Source organism: Pseudomonas sp. MC6 (assembly GCF_054790575.1).
Genome location: NZ_CP186504.1, coordinates 394,814 through 416,631 on the forward strand (window position 1 = coordinate 394,814; position 21,818 = coordinate 416,631).

At 50.6% G+C, this 21,818-nt stretch carries 17 protein-coding genes and 1 pseudogene; 8 read left to right on the forward strand and 10 right to left on the reverse strand.

Annotated features, from left to right (window positions below):
- Window positions 1-211: 211 nt before the first annotated feature.
- The 8 genes and pseudogenes from rfbB to ACOYXE_RS01940 all read left to right on the forward strand — a co-directional run bounded on the left by rfbB (window position 212) and on the right by ACOYXE_RS01940 (window position 8,095).
- Window positions 212-1,288 (forward strand): dTDP-glucose 4,6-dehydratase, encoded by a 1,077-nt coding sequence (gene rfbB, locus ACOYXE_RS01905; RefSeq protein ID WP_160058952.1) that lies wholly within the window; start codon window positions 212-214, stop codon window positions 1,286-1,288.
- Window positions 1,285-2,178, forward strand: coding sequence for a dTDP-4-dehydrorhamnose reductase (rfbD, locus tag ACOYXE_RS01910; protein WP_160058951.1), 894 nt, complete (start codon window positions 1,285-1,287; stop codon window positions 2,176-2,178). Before rfbB ends, rfbD begins: the two co-directional genes overlap by 4 nt.
- Window positions 2,175-3,065: a glucose-1-phosphate thymidylyltransferase RfbA gene (rfbA, locus tag ACOYXE_RS01915; protein WP_160058950.1), complete on the forward strand. Its 891-nt coding sequence runs from the start codon at window positions 2,175-2,177 to the stop codon at window positions 3,063-3,065. The genes rfbD and rfbA overlap by 4 nt, the downstream gene beginning before the upstream one ends.
- A gap of 55 nt (window positions 3,066-3,120) precedes the next feature.
- The gene (locus tag ACOYXE_RS01920) at window positions 3,121-4,044 is read left to right on the forward strand and encodes a glycosyltransferase (protein WP_160058949.1); all 924 of its coding nucleotides are present in this window, start codon (window positions 3,121-3,123) and stop codon (window positions 4,042-4,044) included.
- Window positions 4,041-5,000, forward strand: coding sequence for a UDP-glucose 4-epimerase family protein (locus ACOYXE_RS01925; protein ID WP_160058948.1), 960 nt, complete (start codon window positions 4,041-4,043; stop codon window positions 4,998-5,000). Before ACOYXE_RS01920 ends, ACOYXE_RS01925 begins: the two co-directional genes overlap by 4 nt.
- Window positions 4,997-6,002, forward strand: a pseudogene (locus ACOYXE_RS01930) (MraY family glycosyltransferase). Before ACOYXE_RS01925 ends, ACOYXE_RS01930 begins: the two are co-directional and overlap by 4 nt.
- A gap of 120 nt (window positions 6,003-6,122) precedes the next feature.
- On the forward strand, window positions 6,123-6,716 hold the full coding sequence (gene cysC, locus ACOYXE_RS01935) for an adenylyl-sulfate kinase (protein WP_160058946.1): 594 nt from the start codon (window positions 6,123-6,125) through the stop codon (window positions 6,714-6,716).
- Window positions 6,713-8,095 (forward strand): FAD/NAD(P)-binding protein, encoded by a 1,383-nt coding sequence (locus ACOYXE_RS01940; protein ID WP_160058945.1) that lies wholly within the window; start codon window positions 6,713-6,715, stop codon window positions 8,093-8,095. The genes cysC and ACOYXE_RS01940 overlap by 4 nt, the downstream gene beginning before the upstream one ends.
- Window positions 8,096-8,338: 243 nt before the next feature.
- On the opposite strand, the gene ACOYXE_RS01945 is transcribed toward ACOYXE_RS01940, so the two are convergent.
- The 10 genes from ACOYXE_RS01945 to ACOYXE_RS01990 form a co-directional block, all read right to left on the reverse strand.
- Window positions 8,339-9,865, reverse strand: coding sequence for an alginate O-acetyltransferase AlgX-related protein (locus ACOYXE_RS01945; RefSeq protein ID WP_405123117.1), 1,527 nt, complete (start codon window positions 9,863-9,865; stop codon window positions 8,339-8,341).
- Window positions 9,866-9,875: 10 nt separating this feature from the next.
- The gene (locus ACOYXE_RS01950; RefSeq protein ID WP_160058943.1) at window positions 9,876-11,375 is read right to left on the reverse strand and encodes an MBOAT family O-acyltransferase; all 1,500 of its coding nucleotides are present in this window, start codon (window positions 11,373-11,375) and stop codon (window positions 9,876-9,878) included.
- A 165-nt stretch (window positions 11,376-11,540) separates the two neighbouring features.
- Complete coding sequence (locus ACOYXE_RS01955) at window positions 11,541-14,456, reverse strand: rhamnosyltransferase WsaF family glycosyltransferase (protein ID WP_160058942.1); 2,916 nt, start codon at window positions 14,454-14,456, stop codon at window positions 11,541-11,543.
- Window positions 14,457-14,551: 95 nt separating this feature from the next.
- Entirely contained in the window at window positions 14,552-15,487 is a 936-nt protein-coding gene (locus tag ACOYXE_RS01960; protein ID WP_202982143.1) for a sulfotransferase, read from the reverse strand.
- Entirely contained in the window at window positions 15,480-16,166 is a 687-nt protein-coding gene (locus ACOYXE_RS01965; RefSeq protein WP_460927484.1) for a WbqC family protein, read from the reverse strand. Before ACOYXE_RS01965 ends, ACOYXE_RS01960 begins: the two co-directional genes overlap by 8 nt.
- A gap of 10 nt (window positions 16,167-16,176) precedes the next feature.
- A complete protein-coding gene (locus ACOYXE_RS01970; RefSeq protein WP_160058941.1) occupies window positions 16,177-17,265 on the reverse strand; it encodes a DegT/DnrJ/EryC1/StrS family aminotransferase in 1,089 nt (362 codons plus the stop codon).
- Complete coding sequence (locus ACOYXE_RS01975) at window positions 17,262-18,038, reverse strand: class I SAM-dependent methyltransferase (RefSeq protein WP_160058940.1); 777 nt, start codon at window positions 18,036-18,038, stop codon at window positions 17,262-17,264. The genes ACOYXE_RS01970 and ACOYXE_RS01975 overlap by 4 nt, the downstream gene beginning before the upstream one ends.
- Window positions 18,035-19,378: an ABC transporter ATP-binding protein gene (locus tag ACOYXE_RS01980; protein WP_160058939.1), complete on the reverse strand. Its 1,344-nt coding sequence runs from the start codon at window positions 19,376-19,378 to the stop codon at window positions 18,035-18,037. The genes ACOYXE_RS01975 and ACOYXE_RS01980 overlap by 4 nt, the downstream gene beginning before the upstream one ends.
- Window positions 19,368-20,189, reverse strand: coding sequence for an ABC transporter permease (locus ACOYXE_RS01985; protein WP_160058938.1), 822 nt, complete (start codon window positions 20,187-20,189; stop codon window positions 19,368-19,370). The genes ACOYXE_RS01980 and ACOYXE_RS01985 overlap by 11 nt, the downstream gene beginning before the upstream one ends.
- A gap of 673 nt (window positions 20,190-20,862) precedes the next feature.
- Window positions 20,863-21,774 (reverse strand): glycosyltransferase family 2 protein, encoded by a 912-nt coding sequence (locus ACOYXE_RS01990; RefSeq protein ID WP_238785153.1) that lies wholly within the window; start codon window positions 21,772-21,774, stop codon window positions 20,863-20,865.
- Between the last annotated feature and the right edge of the window lie 44 nt (window positions 21,775-21,818).

Sequence of the window (21,818 nt, forward strand, 5' to 3'; positions counted from 1 at the left end):
GCAGGGCGTCTGTCGAAATTGCGCCTCTGCCTGTCTTTATCCATTAGTAAAACCATCATTAAGCTGTAAAATGCGTCCCTTGTTTGATCGTGCCTTATTGCATGTCAATTCAGACTGACTCTGACGGATGCCAACTGCGAGTGGCTTCTGCATTCATGGATTAGACAGCGCTCATGGCAGCGCTGTCCGCAGCTCAAGGGTATCGTTTCGCGTGAAAATTCTAGTTACCGGCGGCGCCGGCTTTATTGGTTCGGCAGTCATCCGTCACATCATCTCCAACACGTCCGATGCTGTCGTTAACGTCGATAAGCTGACTTACGCCGGCAATCTGGAGTCCCTGGCAGAAGTCAGCCAGAATTCGCGCTACGTATTTGAACGAGTCGATATCTGTGATCGTGATCAGATCGACCGTGTCCTGCGTGAGCACCAGCCTGATGCAATCATGCATCTGGCCGCAGAATCCCACGTTGATCGCTCGATCTCCGGTCCTTCCGAGTTCATCCAGACCAATATCATCGGTACGTACACGCTGCTTGAAGCTGCCCGCCACTACTGGGCCGCTCTGGATGATGCGCGTAAAGCCAGTTTCCGCTTTCACCATATTTCGACTGACGAAGTTTACGGAGACCTCGAAGGTCCGGAAGACCTCTTCACCGAAACCACGCCTTACCAGCCAAGTTCGCCTTACTCGGCCAGCAAGGCCAGCTCCGATCACCTGGTTCGTGCCTGGGCCCGCACTTACGGCCTGCCTACCTTGGTGACTAACTGCTCGAACAACTACGGCCCATGCCATTTCCCTGAGAAACTGATCCCGCTGATCATTCTCAATGCGCTGGAAGGCAAGCCTCTGCCGGTTTATGGCAAAGGCAACCAGGTACGTGACTGGCTGTATGTCGAAGATCACGCGCGCGCGTTGTACAAAGTCGTCACCGAAGGCGTGATCGGTGAGACTTACAACATCGGCGGTCATAACGAAAAACAAAACATCGAAGTGGTGCACACCCTCTGTGCGTTGCTCGATGAGTTGCGTCCTGATTCAGCTCACCGCCCGCATGCCAGCCTGATTACTTATGTACAGGATCGTCCTGGTCACGACGTTCGCTATGCAATCGACGCTAGCAAGATTCAGCGAGAACTGGGCTGGACTCCGGAAGAGACTTTCGAGACTGGTATTCGCAAGACTGTTGAGTGGTATCTGAATAACACTGAATGGGTTGAGCACGTGAAGAGCGGTAGCTACCAGCAGTGGATTGATCAGAACTACGCGGATCGTTCGAGCAAAGCATGAAGATCCTCCTTTTAGGAAAGAACGGTCAGGTGGGCTGGGAGCTGCAACGCTCACTGGCGCCGCTTGGAGAACTGGTCGCTCTTGATCGGCATTCCGTTGATGGTCTGAGCGGTGATCTATCTAATCTTGAATCCTTGGGCGCAACGATTCGTCAGGTAAAGCCCGACGTGATCGTTAATGCTGCCGCCTATACGGCGGTTGACAAAGCTGAGTCGGATACTGAATTGGCAGATCGCGTAAACGGCCTCGCGAGTAGTGTTATGGCCAAAGAAGCCGCAGCATTGGGTGCCTGGCTGGTTCACTACTCAACGGATTACGTCTTCAGTGGCCAGGGCGTGACGCCATGGCAGGAGACGGATGCTGTTGCGCCGGTGAATCATTATGGCTCCAGCAAGTTAGCCGGCGAACAGGCAATTATCGCGTCGGGTTGCAAGTATCTGATCTTCCGCACTAGCTGGGTTTACGGTACGCGCGGCAACAACTTCGCAAAGACAATGCTACGGCTGGCGAAGGACCGCGAAACGTTGAGCGTGATTGCGGATCAGATCGGTGCTCCTACAGGTGCGGATCTGATCGCTGACGTTACGGCGTTGGCTATTCAGCAAATCATCAAGCGTCCAGAACTGGCTGGCCTCTATCATTTGGCCTCAGCTGGTGAAGTGTCTTGGCATGGATATGCCACTCACGTAATTGACTTCGCAAAACTCCAAGGCGAGGAGTTGGCTGTGGCGACGGTTAACGCCATCGAAACAACCGCTTATCCGACACCTGCGCGCCGCCCTCTGAATTCTCGATTGAATACTCAGAAGCTGCGTGACAATTTTTCTCTACACTTGCCGGATTGGCAAAGTGGTGTAACCCGAATGCTTAGGGAAGTTCTGAACAAATGACCACGACAAATCGTAAAGGCATCATTCTCGCTGGCGGTTCGGGCACTCGTCTTCACCCGCTTACGCTTGGTGTTTCCAAGCAAATGCTGCCGATCTATGACAAACCGATGATCTTTTATCCACTGTCGGTATTGATGCTGGCGGGGATGCGCGAAATTCTGATCATTTCCACACCTGAGGACTTGCCGCTGTTTCGCAAGTTATTGGGCGATGGCAGTCTGTATGGCATCCAGTTGACCTATGCAGAACAACCTACTCCGGATGGACTGGCTCAGGCTTTTATTATTGGAGAAGAGTTCATTGGTCAGGATCCTTGCTGCCTGATCCTCGGCGACAATATTTTCTATGGCCAACATTTCTCGGACAATTTGCGTTCGGCTACAGAACAGAAGAGCGGCGCGACCGTGTTTGGTTATCACGTTTCTGATCCCGAGCGTTTTGGTGTAGTCGAGTTCGACGCTTCAGGCCGAGCGCTCAGCATTGAAGAGAAGCCGCTGAAACCCAAATCCAACTACGCAGTAACGGGTCTTTATTTCTATGACAACGACGTTGTGGAAATAGCCAAGAACATCAAGCCTTCCGAGCGTGGTGAGCTGGAAATTACTGACGTGAATCGTGTTTATCTTGAGCGCAAGTCTCTCAGTGTCGAGATGCTTGGCCGTGGTTTCGCTTGGCTCGACACGGGCACTCACGATTCTTTGCTCGAGGCCAGTCACTTTGTGCACACCATCGAACAGCGTCAAGGTCTGAAAGTAGCTTGCCTGGAAGAGATCGCTTTCCACAACGGTTGGATTTCTGCCGAGCAGTTGGGTGAGCAAGCCGATGCGCTGAAGAAGACTGGCTACGGTCAGTATCTTCAGAAACTGCTGGACTCACCTTCTCACTGATTCGAACGCCAGATCCCGTCGAACATCAGCGTTTTTCAGTGCGAGCAGGAATGGCATGCCAGTAAAACATCCCAAGGTTGCAGTTTTGCTGGCTGCTTATAATGGCATGCAGTGGATCGAGGAGCAGTTGGCCTCGATTCTTCGCCAGTCAGCTGTTGATGTAACCGTTTATATAAGTATCGACCCCTCCACCGACGGTACAGAAGCGTGGTGTGCGGTTTACGCTTCCAGGCACCCTCAGGTTCGGATCTTGCCGCCAGCGGGTAGTTTTGGTGGAGCATCTCGTAATTTTTTCCGACTCATCCGCGATGTCGAGTTTGAAACATTCGATTTCGTAGCCTTTGCCGATCAGGATGATATTTGGCACGTAGACAAGCTTCAGCGTGCGACTCATGCCATCCATAGTCGTCAAGTCGACGCCTATTCCAGTAATGTCACGGCTTTTTGGCCAGATGGAAGAACCCATTTGCTGAATAAAGCGCAGCTTCAGGTTGAGTGGGACTTTCTGTTTGAGGCGGCGGGGCCTGGTTGTACTTACGTAATGAGCAAAAAGCTCGCGGATTCATTGAAGGTGTCAATGATACGTAATTGGCGTCTATTACAAGATGTCAGTCTGCACGATTGGTATTGCTATTCCTTCGCCCGTAGCCATGGTTTTCTCTGGTACATAGACCCTGAGCCTACGATGGACTATCGCCAGCATGAACGTAATCAGGTAGGCGCGAATAAGGGGCTGGCACCATTGATTGCCCGTTACAAAACTATTCATGACGGCTGGTGGTTCAATCAGGTGCAATTAATTGTGCAACTGATTGAGCAGGATAAAAACCCGTTTGTAATGACGTGGCTCAAACTGCGGCGCAGGCAGTTAATTAAACTTTCATTCAGTGCCTGGCGGTGTCGGCGTCGGGTTAGGGACAAGTTTTTTTTCTTTTGTATTTGTTGGGTTACTGCGTTGATTGGGAATAAGGTGCGATGAGTGCCCTGAAGGTATTGGTGACAGGGGCCAGCGGTTTTGTCGGAGAAGCTGTGGTTTTCAGGCTGCTGGTGGACAAGAAATTTTGTCCGATCGCAGCATCGCGTGGAGCCACACGGTTAAATGGATTGTGCTCCGTCCAGCCCTTCGATATGAATGCGGATTTTTTGCCTGCACTGGATGATGTTCACGTGGTCATTCATGCTGCAGCTCGAGTGCATGTCATGAATGAAACCGCAGAAGATGCTTTGACGGAATTCCGTAAGGTTAACGTTGAAGGAACCTTGAGGCTCGCGCGGCGGGCTGCGGAATCGGGAGTCAAACGCTTTATTTTTGTCAGTTCAATCAAAGTCAACGGTGAAGGCTCATTTGCTCCCAGCGTCTATGAAGCAGACAACCAGCCGCATCCCGTGGATCCTTACGGTATCTCCAAGTACGAAGCTGAAAAAGCGTTGCAGAAACTGCACTCCGAAACCGGGATGGAAGTTGTCATTATTCGGCCTCCCCTGGTTTATGGCCCTGGCGTGAAGGCCAACTTTCAGAACATGATGATGTGGCTTGATAAGGGCATTCCTCTGCCACTTGGATTGATCCGAAATCGGCGAAGTTTTGTAGCAATTGGCAATCTCGTGAATTTGATCATCGTATGCATTGATCACCCCCTCGCGGCCAATCAGACATTTTTAGTCAGTGATGGCGAAGACTTGTCGACAACGCAATTGCTCCGACGCCTTTCCCGCGCAATGGGTAGATCCGCACGACTTGTGCCCGTGCCGGCGTGGCTGTTGAAGCTGGCGGCGATGACATTAGGTAAGCAAGCTTTCGCCCAACGACTTTGCGGATCGCTGCAAATTGACATTGGTAAAAATCGAGAATTGCTGGGTTGGACGCCGCCCGTCAGTGTTGACGACGCTATGCGTCAGACTGCTGACCATTATCGGGAAAACGTAAAGAGATGAATGTTTGGTGGCTGTTAATTGCCGTATTCGTATTGTCTTGGATTTTGACATTGGTGCTGCGCCGATATGCTTTGGCGAAAAGCTTGATGGATATACCCAATGAACGCAGCTCCCACTCTGCGCCAACACCAAGAGGCGGGGGCGTTGCCATTGTTGCCGCCTTTCTACTTGCTGTACCAATCCTTGCCCACTTGAATTTGCTCAGTCCAGACGCACTCTGGGGGTTATCGGGTTCAGGCTTGCTGATCGCCATTCTCGGATTCGTTGATGACCACGGGCACGTGGCTGCCAGATGGCGGTTGATTGGCCATTTCGTCGCCGCGGCTCTGGGCTTTGTACTGGCTGAATGGACTGCCTGCGATCCCACTCTGGGGCATAAGCATTGAACCCGGATGGGTCGGGTGCTTTCTCGCGCTGATTTACATGGTCTGGATGCTCAACCTCTATAACTTCATGGACGGCATAGATGGTCTGGCAAGTGCCGAAGCGATCAGCGCTTGCTTGGGGATGTGTCTGGTTTATTACGTCCTTGGGAGCGTTGAACTGATCTGGGCGCCACTGATGCTGGCGGCAGCGGTTGCAGGTTTTTTATGGTGGAATTTCCCCCCGGCGAAAATTTTCATGGGCGATGCGGGGAGTGGCTTTCTCGGTATCGTCCTCGCTGTATTGTCTCTTCAAGCAGCGTGGAGCAAGCCTGAGCTACTGTTCAGCTGGATTATCCTGTTGGGTGTTTTTATTGTGGACGCGACATGGACACTGGTGCGGCGCCTGCTTAAAGGTGACAAGGTTTATCAGGCACACAGTTCGCACGCATATCAGCATGCTGCTCGACGGTTAGGTCACATGAAAGTTACGCTCACAATTGTGATGATAAACGTGCTGTTCCTGCTACCTGTATCGATGCTCGTCGCGTTGGGCATGTTGAGCGTAATAAGCGCTCTGCTTATTGCATTTGCTCCGCTGATCTATATTGCCTACCGCTTGGGTGCAGGCAAGACCTGAATCGCAAGGTATCTGCATCAAGCGGAGCGTTTTACAATCTCGAAGCAGGCGACCCGGGCATCCCTTAGCGGGTCAGGTGCTGCACTCGAAAATGGTCAGACTTCAATATGACGAGAAATTATGCAAAATAATCTCACTTGCCAGCCTATTTCGACGACCAGTCGGGTGCGTGGCGAGCAAAAAAATCAGCGCCCCGTGGTGATCTGGCTGACCGGTCTTAGTGGTTCGGGTAAGTCTTCGCTGGCCGATGCGCTTGAACAAAAACTCATAGCGAATGGCTTCCATACTTATTTGCTTGATGGCGATAACGTACGAATGGGTCTGTGCAAAGACCTTGGATTCGGTGATCAGGATCGAACGGAAAATATCAGGCGAGTGGCGGAAGTAGCCAACCTGTTCCTGGATGCCGGGCTCATTGTCATCACGTCCTTCATCTCTCCATTCCATCGTGATCGTGCACTTGCCCGCAGTGTGATTGGTGACGAGTCTTTCATCGAAGTCTATCTTGATACGCCGCTGAGCGAATGCGAGCGACGAGATCCCAAGGGCCTCTACAGTAAAGCCCGACAGGGGCTGATCAAGAACTTCACTGGCATCGACTCGCCCTACGAAGTGCCGGATTCCCCACAGGTTAAAATCGATACCCTGACTCATTCAATAGATGAGGGGGTGGATACCATCATGGCTTACTTGAAACAATGGAATGCCAAGTGAAGCGATTAGTCATCATCGGTGCGGGTTTCAGCGGCGCAGTAACGGCTATTGAGTTTCTCAAGCATGCGCCCAAGGGATCCCAACTCACCATTATCAATCGTTCAGGCAAAATGGCGCGTGGGTTGGCCTATGGAACCAGCAGCCCTGATCACTTGCTGAATGTTCCCGCAGGCAATATGTCTGCACTGGTTGATGATCCCGATTCGTTCCTCGAGTTTTTTCGAAAGTTTGATCCAGAGGCGCATTCCGGAAGTTTTGTTTCGCGAAAAATGTACGGGGCATATCTGAGTGATTTACTCGCTCAAGCCGAAAAAGAGTCTGACGTCCAGTGTTCGCGTTTGACAGGTGAGGTGCTATCGATAGAACCCTCGGGCACCGGAGCCGTTTTAGAACTTCAGACGGGGGAGCGGATTGCTGCGGATCATGTCGTCTTGGCCTTTGGGAATTTTTCACCCGCCAAGCCTCAGGGTTTGCAAAAACTTGACGGCTGCGCAGCCTATGTCGGAGATCCCTGGTCTGCAGTCGCTGCTGATGTGAACCACGAGGCGCCCCGGGTTCTGCTGATCGGAAGTGGTTTGACCGCAGTCGATACGTTGATCTCTCTACGCAGGACGCATCCGGCAGCCAAAATCACCATGGTTTCGCGTCGTGGGTTACTGCCGACCGCACATAGAGAGCGGTTACCTGCGCAAGGATTCGCGACAACGATTTGTGATGATTTGCTTGGCGCTGCTCCCGCTGTTTCCGAATACACTCGGCTGATTCGGCGGGAAGTTGCCCGCTCCCCCGAACACTGGCGCGAAGTTGTCGCCGCGCTGAGGCCGATCACTTCCACTTTGTGGGAACGCCTGCCGACTAACGAGCGAAAACGCTTTTTACGCCACTTGCAACCGCATTGGGATGTCTACCGCCACCGAGTCGCCCCGCAGACTTTCGGCATCTTTCAGGAAGCGCTTGCGGCGTCCACTGCAAGCTTGATCGCCGGACGAATTGTCGCGATTGACCTCGAAGGAGAGAGCGTCTCGGTACATATCAAGCTAAGAGGCACTAATCAGATTGTCGAGCGTCGGTTCGATCAGGTCATTAACTGCACAGGGCCGTGCACGGACATCGGTAAAATTACCGATCCTTTCATTTCTTACTTGTTGAATGAGTCCGTGATCTGCGCTGACGATTTGCACCTCGGCATTAAGGTCGCTAGCAACTACGCGGTGATTGATCGGTCCGGGGAAAGTCTGGAGTGGTTAAGTTATGTCGGTCCCATGCTAAAGGCTCGTTTGTGGGAAGCCACGGCAGTTCCAGAGCTTCGTCAGCATGCCCGGGCTCTGGCAAGTAAAATCGCCAAAAGCTTTTTGACCAATGGAACCGAGGCTTCTTAATAAATTCCCTCTTTACACGTCTAAAGCCCCCAACCCTTGCACTGTTGGGGGCTTTTACATTGTGTAGGCTCCGTTTTCGAGTTTCCCAGGTTAAAAAAAAGCCAACAGCATTGTAGGCCATTGGCTTTTTTCAACATTGGCGGAGGCAGCTATGAGCGTGCGCCTTCAACTCAATGATTCAAGCAGGGGAGGGCCGGCAACCGCTTCACCGTGCTGCCATGCACCTCCTCTGTTCTCAGAGGGTCATTCCTGCACACCGAAACTTGGATTGCCGAGCGTGAAGCGAGTGCAATTTTTAAGCGCCTCAACATCCACACGAACACGCTTGATGTCATCTCCTTGCGGCCATTTTGGAATGGTTTTCAGATTAATCAACGACTGTCCGGTTCGTAGCAGAATACGAGTGCTATGCGCCTCATCGTAGTAGGCTTGCCCATTTTCCATCCAGAACAACTGCACCGGAACGGTCGGAGAGCCGTCAGTACACGTCAGATCGATGTTGAGGTACTGGGCGCTAATACGTGCATCCTTACTTGAAAATGAGAAGTCGACGTAGGCGTCGTCTCCTTTCATTTCAAATTCATTGGCTGAAGGGCCGGTTGTCAGCTGATTTATCTTGCTGGGCTTACCAATGCTGCCAATCTGGAAGTTTTCGTTTTTGGGGATAACGCTAATGACAGGCAGGTCGCTTTCCCAAAGCGTTTGCGCTTCACGCTCCACTACCGTGAAAAAAACATAATCCGGTTTCCATTCCTCGACCAGTTGGGCGAAATCTCCACCGGGCTCTGTAGCGACACTCCAGTGAAGTTGAAGAACGTCACTAAATGTGGCTGCCATCAACGGCGCCAAACTGGTTCCGAATGAGTCGCGGAGCCATAAAACCCTTTTGTTATTAAGTGCTCCTTCGGATTTTACAATAATCGGCTTTTTAGGCGCGTTAACTTCCGGGTTTCCGCCCTCGAACAGAATTTGATGAGTCGTGTAATCAATCCTTGTTGTTTTTATTGGAAGGTTGCCTGCATTGAGGAGCGGCTCTTTATCGGGAAGGCTAGTAGAGAGTCTTAGAAACTTCGCCAGATCTCCACCATTTATTTGTTTGATTCGAGCGATTCCGTAGGCTTCTTCCGATGGCCATTTCAATTCGGGGGCCGCTTTGCCAACCTCGTGGGCAAAAGCCTTAAATGCTATTCCAGCACCGAATGCGTTCCAGTGTGTATCTGTTTTAAAGTAAAGGTCTTCAGCGTGATTTTTCTTTCCAGCCAGCAAGGCTGGTCTTAGGTCAATGAAACGCTGCGGCTCGACTTCAGCGAGAAGGGCGTCTGTCGGGTTGAACGGTACTGGCTTGGCCCAGGAAGGTAATTGTTCTGGGTAAATGCTCCCCTTATCCGGCCCGATCATGATGCGGAATAACTTTACGCCTTTATCTTCAAGGAAGGTGTTCCAGTTCTTTGTGGAAGTTGCGATTTGCTTGCCAATAGCAACGTCCGCATCTGTTGCAGGGCGTCTGCCATTCGAAATGGTTTTGCGATATTGGTCACCAAGGAAAAGCCAATCATTTTTGCCAATAATAACCTGCTTTGAATCTATGCTGATGCCCAATGGGTAAAGTAACTTTGAAGTCCAGCTGGCCACAAAGTCCATATTGTAAAGGAAGGACTTTTGCGTGAGTTTTATTGCACTTTTGTCGGGTGCGGAAATGATGTTTATTGCTGGGATACAGAATAGTACCAGCAATATTGACAGCAAGAAGACGATTACACTACGTTTCATGTTGGCGCCATCAAAAATTAAAGTAAAGGAAGACGGAGCTGGTGGCTGCAAGCATGAAGCACATGGCGACCGAAAATAGGACTGCACCATAAGCCAGTCTCCATTTACCGATGATTCCGTTTGCCATTTCCAGCGAGTTTTTTTGCGCAACGATTATAAATGCAACAATAATTGCGAGGAAAATCGGCAGTTGACCAACAAGCGTTGCGGGCATGATGCTTAGTGCAACATCGGACAGCCGGCCTCCCCAAGCCAAATCGGATACCGGCACCGTAGCTGCGGTATTTCCAAATGCCGAACCCACATCTACCATTCCACTCAGTACGCGCATGGCGTCATCCATCGTCTTGGCGCGGAAAAATACCCACGTGACGTTTACGAACATAAAGGTCAGAAACCAGCCAAGTATCGGCGACATGGGGCGGCGTAATTGTGACCATAGACGATGAATGACCAAAGCAGCGCCATGCAGCGCTCCCCAGATTACAAACATCCATGTCGCACCGTGCCAGAGACCGCCGAGCAGGAATGTGGCAAAGAGATTGATGTAGGTACGAAACTCGCCAGAGCGATTACCTCCGAAGGGGATATAAAGATAATCACGCAGAAAGTGACTGAGCGTAATGTGCCAGCGCCGCCAGAAGTCCTGAATGCTCAGGGCCTTGTAAGGCGAGTTGAAGTTGATTGGCAACCAGATGTTGAAGAGTAGCGATGCCCCAATGGCCATGTCGCAATAGCCGCTGAAGTCAAAATATAGTTGGAACGTGTAGGCCAGGCTGGTTGCCCATGCTTCGAAGAATCCCAGGCTATGGTCGCCATCGAATCCAGCAGTGGCCCAGACGGCAAAACTGTCTGCGATAACGACCTTTTTGAATAGCCCGATCGCAAATATAAACAAACCCTTGAGGATGTTTGGGTACCTGCGCACCAAGGTCCAGCGTGAAGCAAACTGCGGCATGATCTGGCGGTGATGTACGATCGGGCCGGCAATCAGGTGTGGAAAGAATGTAACGAATAGCGAGTAATTGAGCAGGTCGTACTCTGCGGTTTCACCCCGATAGCTGTCCACCAGGTAAACGATCTGGGTAAAGGTAAAGAAGCTGATCGCCAACGGCAGCAGAATGTGCTGAATAGCGTAGTGAGTGCCGAAAACGGCATTGACGTTGTCGATAAGGAAATCGGTGTATTTGAAGTACCCCAAAAGCACGAGGTTAGCCACGATCCCTGTTGTAAGAACAACCTTTCGGTTAATCGCGTGATGGGATTTCTTGATGTCGTCAAGGGAGGCTTTATGTGCCTGGGCGAGGCCGGTACCTATCGCGAAGTTGAGGAAAATCGAACCCAATATGAGTGGGAGGTAATGAACATCCCAGTAAGCATAGAAAAACAGGCTGACGGCAACCAGCCAGACCTTTCCTGCCACGATTAAACGTCGGTCGTTTAACCAGAAATAGACGAAAAATGAAATGGGCAGAAAAAGCAGAATGAACTGCCACGAGCTGAAAATCATGTCGGTGTATGCCTAATGGAATGATAGGAAAGGTCCGGAAAAGGTTTTGTGGACCCCCGGACCTTTAAAAACAAGCCAATCGCGGTACCCGGATCATCTCTTTCATCGTAGTGAATAATGCCTCCACTGACGTCAGATGAAAGTCTGAACCAGGTACCGTGGTGCTCAAGCCCGCAAGATCTTGGAGATCTTCTCGATGACTTGCGGATTAAAAGAGTCTTCCCAGTCCCGAACCCAGTCGAACGATGTCCCTTTGATACGAGCTTCGCTATCACCAACACGTGCCACTGCGGTTTCCAATGCCTCAGCAACGGAGAATGGATCCGCTTCACACGGTTCTATGTTGGAGGATATCGCTCGCAACACTTCAGCTGTACGAGATTCATAGGTGTTGGTCACAACCACCTGGCCAGCAGAGGCCATTTCGAACGGCAGAATACTCGGATGCGGTGCCAGCATCAGACTCAAGCCAATATCAAACTCACCCAGCGCTTTACCATAATCGCTTTGTGGCAGCGTGCCGCTCAGCTTCATCACGCGGCCGTGACCCAGATCAACTTCGTAGTCCGGACCCAGCGTACCAACACCGTGAAACTCCCAATCGCTATCAAACGCGCCATTAGCAATGGCAGCCTTGAGACCGAGGATGCCAATCTCGAAGATGTTGCGACGAGCGTGCCCTTCTGGGCGTCCGTAGAACAACAGGCGCTTGGTTTCGCGTTTGGCCAATTGCTCGATCGATGGTGGCGTGGTCGGTGTCAGCGCGTGCTGGAAAGCGACATAACGATTTTCCAGTTCTTCACCTTGGTGGCGAGAGAACACCCCTAGTTGTTTGCTTCGGAAGTAGTCGGCCAGCAGATCAGTGTTGAAGATGACCTTGTGCGGCAAGCGGTACACATAGCTGCCAATCGCATAAAGAGAGTCGTGCGAGTGGAAAATCGGTTCAAACTCCTGCAGAAAGAAAATGAATTCCTTGTCGATGGCTTTTGCCAGATGATGCGCTTTGATACAGGTCCAGAACGAATAGCCCACGAATGCGTCATTGGGCGAGATTACTGTCGGGTGTATCCCCTGAGTGATGTCTTCAACCTCTGCGTCAGCAACGGCCCGCTGCAATGCCGGGTTTGAGGCGAGCTTTGCGTTTACCCCCTCACGGTCGAAGCGATCGGATTCCGTAAGCAGAATTCTGACCTTGAAACCTTCAGCCTGGATTTTGCAGATGAACTGTAAGCAGGCAATGTAGCCGCCGAACATGATCAACGGATCCAGTTGAGGCAGCAACACGTTCACTCGTGCGGGGGCCAACGGATCGATTTGATAAGGGGGCGCGGAAATCTTCTCTTCCAGCAACGGGATGTTCCCTAGGCCAACAGGTGCCGTGATTCCCGGGTAGCATTTTTCCAGTGCTTGCGCTTTGAGCAGGCCAGGATGAGATGTTTCATCTGCATGCTGGACGCGAGACAGCACTTTGTCTTGCTCAATCTTTTCTTTCGCTACGTTGATAACGGTATCCACGTTATGTCGTGGTACCGCCGCCATGAGTCGACGGACATTTGCCCAACTAAGATTTTTGATTACAAATGCCGGATTTGTAATGCTTAGTTTGATTAGTCTATATAGCAGACTAAGCTTGGCATTTTGATTCATTTCAATATTCCCGCTTTCATGCTTTTTTCGTCTTATCAAAAGAGTGCTGAGCCCGCGTAACGGCTTGGTAACGGACCAGCTTGTAGAGGCATAGATAGCTGCTATCTGCACGTTTTGATAGTTTATGGTGGATTCGCGATCGGCTATTTGTGTGTCACGTTCGGTGATCTGCGTATCACGTTCTATTAGCTGTGTATTTAGCTCTGCGACTTTCTCGTCCCGCTCAACGATCTGCCTGTCGCGCTCAGCCATCTGAGCGTTAAGTTCGTTTGCCTGTGCGTTAAGCGTTGTTATCTCAACAGAGTGATCGTGGATTTGTGCATCACGTTCCGACAGTTGTGCATCACGTTCCGACAGTTGTGCATCACGCTCAGACAGTTGTGCATCGCGTTTGGCCAGTTGCGTGTTAGTTTCAACTGCTGCTTGATTGAGCTTGTCAAAATAAACAACTTTCAATGGGTCCAGTTCGCTGGTCAGCTTTACGAATTGACTGGCATCGAACGATATGTGGTTTTTCTTGATCGGATCGTTCAGCAGTTCGAATATCAGGTTCAGCGCGAAGGGCACTACAAAATCGAACTTCCTGGTCTCGAGCATTGCCCGCGCCAATGCATAACGCACTGAATCATCGTGCTCACTAAAAAATATCTCAGCCTCAGGAAATACTTTGATGAGATCGTCTTTATCGTTGATCTCAAGGTAGTTAGGCAGGAGCATGCTGAATTCAAATAGAACACGGGCACGTGTTTCCGGGCGACTTCCGCTGGAGTTGGCTTCATTGTCTCTAACACGGAATTTTACGAGCTTTTCCCGCAAAACGTGAATTTCATGTTTCAGGCACAATCTGATCCACATGTCGAAATCGGCAATTTGCGCCAAACCAAACCGGTACAGTCCGCAGTCGCTGTAGCACTGGCGGCGAATGAGCACGCTCGGATGGCAAAGTACATTGCCAATCTCAAAAAACAAGCGTAACCATTGATGACGAGAGCGATTTTCTTGATCAAATATAGAGTAGTAGTAATGCGAGGTGTCAGAGTGAGGGGTGCCGATTTCATCAACCGCCTGTGCATTGGTGAACACCGCGCCGATGCTTTGGTGGGCATCTAGGAAGTCCACCTGCTTTTGCAGCTTGTCCGACGTCCATAGATCATCGGAGTGATGGATCGCAATATACTCACCCTTGGCAACTTCCGAAATTGCCTTGTTGATGCCGTAGACACCTCGTTTGGACTCACTGTTCTGAAATGCCCGGATGCGCTCGTCGGTGTAGCTGTTGATGATCTCCCACGAGTCATCCTGCGAGGCATCATCCCAAATGATAAGCTCGAAGTCTTTGAATGTTTGATTCAGGACGCTATCAATCGCTTCACGCAAATACTTTGAGTGATTGAAGGAGGTTAATATGACTGAGACTTTCGGCGCTTGTAGCATAATTTTTACCATCGTTGTCAGTGCGTTTGAGCGGGTCTGGGCGCTATTCGCCAGTCCTTAAAAACACAACAGAATTTTTATTGTGAATCTCTCACTCACCGCTTTCTTGTTACTTCAAATTTCTTGTCGCCGGTGTACTGTGCGCCTGTTATATTCAGTTTCGAAGTCAATTCTTCAAAATACTTTTCAGGTGCGTTGCAGAAGTCTTCGTACTGGACAACCATTTTTCTTGCGTCTGCAACATTTGACAGCCCAGCCTCAACGGCTTGATTGATTGCGCGAACTTGGCCCACCGCTTGCTCGAAAGGGCTCAGTTGCATCAGTTGTTCTTTTTCCGGAATATCAAACGAGTACCATTGGCGCTCATCTCCCAGTTGCCGCTTGCGCGCTTCCAGCACCGATTCCGCATTGGAAACTTCATTTCTGACGATATGCACAAACAGTACGTTCTTCAGTACTGAATCGAGGAAAGGGATGTTGTAGTTGAAAAGCATTCCCTTTGCTGCAAAGGGTTTCTGGAAAACTTCCGTCATTCCCGACAATTCGCTTAGCATGGTCTGCACGTCCATGCTCTGCCGCAATTCTTCATCACTCCAAATGTCACGACCCGGATCTGCAAGGAAGCGTCGCCAGAAATACCAGAATTCATTGGGGGCGAGGGCGCCCTTGGTCTTGCCGTTCTCGGAACGGTATTCAGCTTGCTGAGCGAACTCGGAGAGCTCACCGCGGAAGTCGAAACGCGGGTCAGTCAGCAATAGCTGAACTTTGGCACCAATAATAGGCGCTTGATAGAAGCGCGACAGGATATTGGTTGGATAGGCAACCAGACCGGTATTGGCGAGCCATTGAGTGAAGAGAGTGGTGCCGCTACGCAGAGGCCCCATTACCAGTATCAAAGGGTAAGGATTGCGATCAGGCGTTTGCTGCCTTACCAGTACCTTCTCGGATGGCTGCAGGTCTGTGTTCAATTCGCTGAGCAGGTTTTCCAGTAACTCGTTACGGCGAAACTTGCTCGTTCTATTGTCAACCAAGGTCATACTCCTGGAGCAATTTTGCGCATTGCTCTTTGTCATTGAACATCATCACGTCAATGATGGACAAATTTGGCAAAAAGCCGTTGCCGAACTGCTGGTAACTGACCGCTCGCGGCTCGATGAAGGAAAGCTTCAAGCCGTGTGAGGCAAAAGCTTGGGGGCCATAGAGTACCTTGCCTCCCGGCAGGTTGATATATTCTGTAGCTCCAAGCTCTTCGCAAATGGCAAGAACCTTGTCTTGCCCTCGTAGCTCACAGTTTTTCCCAAGTGCCGAAGAGGTGTGCCACTTCGGGCGTAGATCCAGTTGCGCACAAATGCTGCGTAGCTGGAAATCCAGGAAGTCAGCGAGATTGCGCGATTCGTACCTGAGGATGCTCTCAAGCAAGGGGTAAATGCTCTCGAAATGTGGCGCCTTACGGTAGTTTTGCTGGATGCTCTGCAAAATCTTGTGCTGGCTGCTGATCTCAATTTGATTGATCAGCTTGTTCGGGCTGGTCGCGAGCAATGGCAAGGTAATCAGTTGCCTGTTGCCATTGCAAAGGATGTTGTTCCGGTTGATCCAGCCACCCTTGATGAAGTTGACGTCGTCGTAAACTACGAACGAATCTACCGCGTGCATGAGCTGGAAATAGCCCAGGTATGGGAATAGATAAGGCTGCATGATCGCAAGTTTCAAACGGTCCACCTCAAGGCTCGAGCGTATGCTTGATACAGGCGCAGATAGTGTCTATTTCCTGCTCGGTCAACGTTGTATACAAGGGCAACGACAATACGCGTTGTGCAAGTGATTCGGATACAGGACAAGGCCGTTGCATGGACTCTTGCAGGAAAGGTAGCGTGTTGAGAGAGGGATGGAAGTAGCGGCGTGGAAAAATTTCCTGCTTCTGCAGGGCATCTCGCACTGCCATTGCCTCTTCATGGGTATCGAAAACTACCGGATAGTAGGCGTAATTGTATTCAAGCCCATCGACTACCTTGGGTCGTTGATGTCTGACGCCTGCAAGGCGCTCGTCGTACCAGGCCGAGCATTGCCGGCGAGCCTCGATAATGGCATCGACGTGCCCTAGCATGCTCAGGCCCATAGCCGCGTGCAGCTCGGACATTTTCGTATTGATGCCCAGACCGATATAGTCATCTTCGCCTAAATGACCAAACTTGCTCATAAGAAACGCGCGATGCGCCACGTCTGTGTCGCGAAAAACCACAGCTCCACCTTCCCCGGTATGGAAAAGCTTGGTGGCGTGAAAGCTCAGAGTACTGCAGTCACCGTGGTTCAATAGTGAGTCGTTGTTCAGGCGTACGCCATAGGCGTGCGCAGCGTCATAGATAACCTTCAGGTTATGACGGTCGGCAATTTGTTGAATGCGTACGACATCGCAAGGGTAACCATAAACGTGGGTTGCCAATATCGCCGTTGTGTCTTCCGTTATCGCGCTTTCGATCAAATCGGGATCAATGCAGAACGACTCGGCGTCAACGTCAACGAATACAGGTGTGCAACCTTCCCAGAGAATCGCATTCGTCGTGGCAACATAGCTGTAAGGCGTGGTGATGATTTCGCCTTGTAACGCAAGAGCCTTGATAGCCAACTGCAGCGCTAGTGTGCCGTTGGTGACGAGTTGCAGATTGGCAGCGCCCAGCGTATTGGACAGCTCGTCGCGCAACTGCCTAACTAACGGGCCGTTATTCGTTAGTTGTGCGGACTCCCAAATGCCTTGAAGGTATCCGGTATAGACATCCAGATCTGGAAGAAAAGTTCGGGTAACCGGGATCATGATTTTGATACAACATAAAGTATGCTGGAAGGTTTGAGGCCAAGCTTTTTAAAGAGCGAGGCTCCAAAGTAAGATTGATCATACTGCTGCAATTTGAAGCCGCTTTCTTTTATTCGTGAGACAAAGTCATTGTGCGAATAGAGGCGTACATGGTCATCTTGTCCAAATAAACGCCAGCGCTCACCTTCATCGGTAATGGACGGATCTTCAACTGTTGCGGGTAGCCCGACGATGATGGGAGCCATCAATATGCCGCAGCCAGTTTTCGTTAAGACTCTGAGAAGTTCGCGCATTGCAGCACGATCATCGTAGACATGTTCCAGGACATGGCTACAAATAAAGAAATCATACGTTTCTTCTGCAAACGGCAGGTGCAGTAGGTCAACCTTGTGGTCGACATGTTCCATCATCAAGTCTGCAGTTTGGTAGTCTGAGAAGACTCTGGATTCCTTCAGTCTGGCTGAAAGCACGGCTTCGGGAGCGAAGTGAATGGCCTTGCTCGCTAGATTTTTGCGTTGCTTCGAATAGTACTTCGCTACCCAGAATGCATATAGGCGCTCTCGGTCGGAGGCGCCACATTGGGTGCACGAATAGGTATCCAGCGCAGTCATTTCTCCCTTGCCGAAATGCACGTAGCCATACTGCTCTGCATGGGTGCGGTAGAAATCGGAAAGAGGATTGAAGCCGGCGTCTTTGGAGTCACACACCGGGCAGTATGTTTTGGTATTGAAGAGCTTTAGAGTCTCCAGAAACCTAGTCGCAGAAAAGCTCATAATTGTTGCACCTCGATAGTGTTTTCTACGTAGGCCTTCGTCCATATGCGCCCCGTGGACCGTCTTTGGACATTGAAAACGATAGCGTCATCGATCACATCCAGGAATTCTGCGCTCTGATCCAGTACCAAAGGTTTTGAGATCTGTATCTGGATACTATAATTGCCTTCCTGCAACGGCAGTAGAGTGCTATACGAAATCGCGTATCTTTCACCTGGTTTGCAGTGAAGCAGGGGTTTGCCGATTGTTCTGAATGCAGCACCCAGAATCAATATTTTTTTGTCATCTTGTATGTAGTAATTAACCGAGCAGTCCGTCTGCTCCTGAGCTTCAATATAAATTTTTATTGTAACTTTTTGATTGAACTCTGCTGTCACTACCGGCTGATCCGATGAATCTACCAGTTCGGCGTATGCGATTTTTACACCTCCGACACCATAACGGAATTCAGCGGCGCGGCGATCGAATTCAAGCGACTCCTTAAAACCCAGTGCTGCTGGTGAAGAAGATGAGTTTTCTGGCGCATTGAGCGCGGGAGGCTTGATCTCCGGGAGGTACTTGAGTACCTCGCTATTAAGCTCCTCGCGTGTAACCCGGATGTAATCTTCTGTAAGTGTGCTGGCTTTACCAAATCCCTTCAGGATGCCTTTTTCAAGATACGCGGCCTGAGAGCAAAGGCTCCTGATGCTGCCAATGTCATGACTGACAAAAAGGACTGTCGCCCCGTTGTCCTGAATACGGCGCAATGCAGTCATGCACTTTGCCTGGAAACTCATATCACCAACGGCCAGTGCTTCATCTACGATCATGATGTCTGGTTGGGAGACAATATTCACGGCGAAAGCGAGTCGCACGAACATGCCGCTGGAGTACGTCTTGACGGGTTGCTCGATAAAACTGCCGATATCTGCAAAACTTGCAACATCGTCAAACCGGGCGTCGGTTTCTTCTTTAGTAAGTCCTAGCAGGGCACAGCTCAGATATACGTTCTCACGACCAGTGAACTCGGGATTGAAGCCTGAGCCAAGTTCAAGTAGCGCGGCGATACGCCCATTGGTCTGAATTGTTCCACTGGTGGGGTTGAGCGTCCCACAGATAAGTTGCAGCAGTGTTGACTTGCCGCCCCCGTTCCGACCGATTACACCTACCGTTTCCCCTTTTTTGACTTCGAAAGATATATCTCTCAATGCCCAAAACTCTCGGTAGTACTGTTGGGGCTGCAATCCTGTGGCTCGCTGCAAGCTGGGCAGGATAAATTGCTTGAGGCGATCTCGCGGAGTGTTATAAATTTGGTAACACTTGCTTAGATTCTCTATTTTGATTGCAATATCAGAGGACATCTGCGAACCCCTTTCTAGTCTTCTGAAACCAAGCAAATCCTAACCAGGCTATCGTGGCGGCCGCTATCCAGTAAGTTGCCAGACTCGCAAGATCGGGAGTCTTGCCCCAATAGAGTACATCTCGAATCATTTCGATAATCGGTACCAGAGGATTGAAGTACAGCACATGCTGATATTCCTCGGGTAGAGCACTGGCCGGATAAAAAATCGGACTCAGAAACATCAGTACCGATGTCAGTACGGAGATCAACTGAGAGACATCGCGCAGGAATACACCCAACGAAGCGAGTGTCCAGCAGAGTCCCATGATAAATAACGCAAACGGTATCAGAATCAAGGGTACGTAAAGAGTTGTCAGTTGAGGTGTGCCGATGAGCAGGGTGTAGGCAACCAGCCACACTACCAGGCTGATAGCCGCATGGTAGAAAGCAGCAAGCAGACCTACGAAAGGTAATATTTCCAGTGGGAATATTACTTTTTTAACATAGTTTGCATTGGACAGGATCAGTCCTGGAGCCCGATTGACGCACTCGGCAAACAAGTTGAATACAATCAAACCGGCAAATAACACTAGAGCGAATTCTATTTTGGAGTCGCCACCTCCGCTGCCCCAGCGAGCTTTGAATACCACGCTAAAGACGAAGGTATAAACCACAAGCATGAACAGTGGGTTGAAGAATGACCACAGCAAGCCGAGCATGGAGCCGCGATAGCGACCCAATACCTCACGTTTTGCTGACGCGTGAATAAGTGCGCGATGGCGCCACAGACTTGCAACCATCTCAAGTGGCGTTGCGGGAAAAGTACGCATTAAGCGAAGACCTCGACATCAGGATATGCTCTGCCCGAAGCGTCGGTGCCAGAGTGGATGCAAAGTTTCTTTTTCAGACCGGGGTTGCGCGTTGACGAAAGAAGCAGGGACGCGGGATCAGATCTGGAGTCAAGGCTGGCAGCGAATGTGGCCGCTCGGTGGGTGACAGAAATGCGATTTTTGAATGGGTTCATCAATATACCTAATGCTTGGGAGCGCTACCCTGACGAGTAAGAACCGGCCGCCACCTACTGATCTTGGTTGAATCTGATTTTATTGGGAAAAATCCCTAGGGTATAGCTTAATAAGGGTAACAGGACATGGTGATTTAGAGCTATCAATCAATCAATCTGCAAGTGAGTTTTCACTGATTCCGGATGTAAAAACGCTTATTGCTGGTGATGGCTGAGTCGGCGCTCAAATGTTGCTTTTTTCGGGTCTGCCGCCGTCGCGCGGGGTAGCCCTCGGCCCACCTCGATTTCGGGATTGCGAAGACCTCGTTGTCAGGCGGATGGGCAGCTTCAGTGCTATCAGTGGCGTCCCCTTGATGGACGTAATGCGCAGCACTCAACGACATGACGGGGCCGTAAATCTGGCGGCTGCACAATCGGTAATGATTAGAAACGGAATGACTGGATACTGTCGTCCTTAATTGCTCGCATCAGCGGCTTACTCAGATTCGTCTAAGAAGCACAGCCAATGCCAGGCCCAAATTACCCATTAAAGTCTGTCGATAAAAACGCCCGGAGATCATCAATCCGACTCTCTTGCCAAGCGAGACTCTACGAGCACTTTCGAAGCGCTCCAGTTTTTTCAGGTTGCGCGGGGTCAAATGCGCGGCGAGAAGTGTAAGTGCCGCTATGTTTTTCGTGTTCCATTCCTTCAAAGACCCCTGAAACATACGCTTCAGACGGTACAGGCGGTTTTTCATTGAAGTGTTGGCGCCTATCACATTGTGTGCGTGTTGACGGTAATCCAGGCTGGGGGTTGGATCGTAATAAACATGTCCGCCGCAACCGGTAATCAGCAGATACGCCCACCAGTCATGACATACCAACGGTGTATTGGCTGGAGTCACGTCAATTAAGGAACAGGCGCTCTGGTTAATGACCATGGTGTTACCACCGGCCAGACTCTGCATCAATGCGTTTTCGAAGCTTGGACGTTTGCTGAACAAGGGTGAAAGGCCAACGCAATTCCCGTTTTCATCAACAATTCGAGTGCGTGTGCAATACAGCGCAGGCACGGCGGCAGGCTGGTGATCCAGCCAGTCCAATGCTCGTTGCAGCTTTGTCGGATGCCAGTAGTCGTCTTGATCACAGAAGGCGTAATATCCGAAATGCCCAGACGCTTGGCCCAAAACAGACAGGAAATTGTTCGTAAAACCGCGCTGCGGCCCTTGGCTGATCAGCAGTCGATCGTGACCCCAAACTTCACGATAGTGTCGCAGGATTTCAAGCGTTTCATCCGTTGAGCCATCGTCCGATGCGCAGACAACCCATCGCTGGTGGCTCTGAGCGGCTATCGAGTCCAGTTGCTGTTTGAGAAAGCTCCCGCCATTGTAAGTGCAAAGCAAAATTGCCACGCACTTGGAGTCAGCCGCTGATTCGCTCATGGGCACGGAGTGGG

Excerpts from the sequence above, each read along its gene's own strand:
- rfbD (WP_160058951.1), top strand. The coding sequence starts at position 1,285 with ATGAAGATCCTCCTTTTAGGAAAGAACGGTCAGGTGGGCTGGGAGCTG.
- rfbA (WP_160058950.1), top strand. The coding sequence starts at position 2,175 with ATGACCACGACAAATCGTAAAGGCATCATTCTCGCTGGCGGTTCGGGC.
- ACOYXE_RS01920 (WP_160058949.1), top strand. The coding sequence starts at position 3,121 with ATGCCAGTAAAACATCCCAAGGTTGCAGTTTTGCTGGCTGCTTATAAT.
- ACOYXE_RS01925 (WP_160058948.1), top strand. The coding sequence starts at position 4,041 with ATGAGTGCCCTGAAGGTATTGGTGACAGGGGCCAGCGGTTTTGTCGGA.
- cysC (WP_160058946.1), top strand. The coding sequence starts at position 6,123 with ATGCAAAATAATCTCACTTGCCAGCCTATTTCGACGACCAGTCGGGTG.
- ACOYXE_RS01945 (WP_405123117.1), bottom strand. The coding sequence starts at position 9,865 with ATGAAACGTAGTGTAATCGTCTTCTTGCTGTCAATATTGCTGGTACTA.
- ACOYXE_RS01950 (WP_160058943.1), bottom strand. The coding sequence starts at position 11,375 with ATGATTTTCAGCTCGTGGCAGTTCATTCTGCTTTTTCTGCCCATTTCA.
- ACOYXE_RS01955 (WP_160058942.1), bottom strand. The coding sequence starts at position 14,456 with ATGCTACAAGCGCCGAAAGTCTCAGTCATATTAACCTCCTTCAATCAC.
- ACOYXE_RS01970 (WP_160058941.1), bottom strand. The coding sequence starts at position 17,265 with ATGATCCCGGTTACCCGAACTTTTCTTCCAGATCTGGATGTCTATACC.
- ACOYXE_RS01975 (WP_160058940.1), bottom strand. The coding sequence starts at position 18,038 with ATGAGCTTTTCTGCGACTAGGTTTCTGGAGACTCTAAAGCTCTTCAAT.
- ACOYXE_RS01980 (WP_160058939.1), bottom strand. The coding sequence starts at position 19,378 with ATGTCCTCTGATATTGCAATCAAAATAGAGAATCTAAGCAAGTGTTAC.
- ACOYXE_RS01985 (WP_160058938.1), bottom strand. The coding sequence starts at position 20,189 with ATGCGTACTTTTCCCGCAACGCCACTTGAGATGGTTGCAAGTCTGTGG.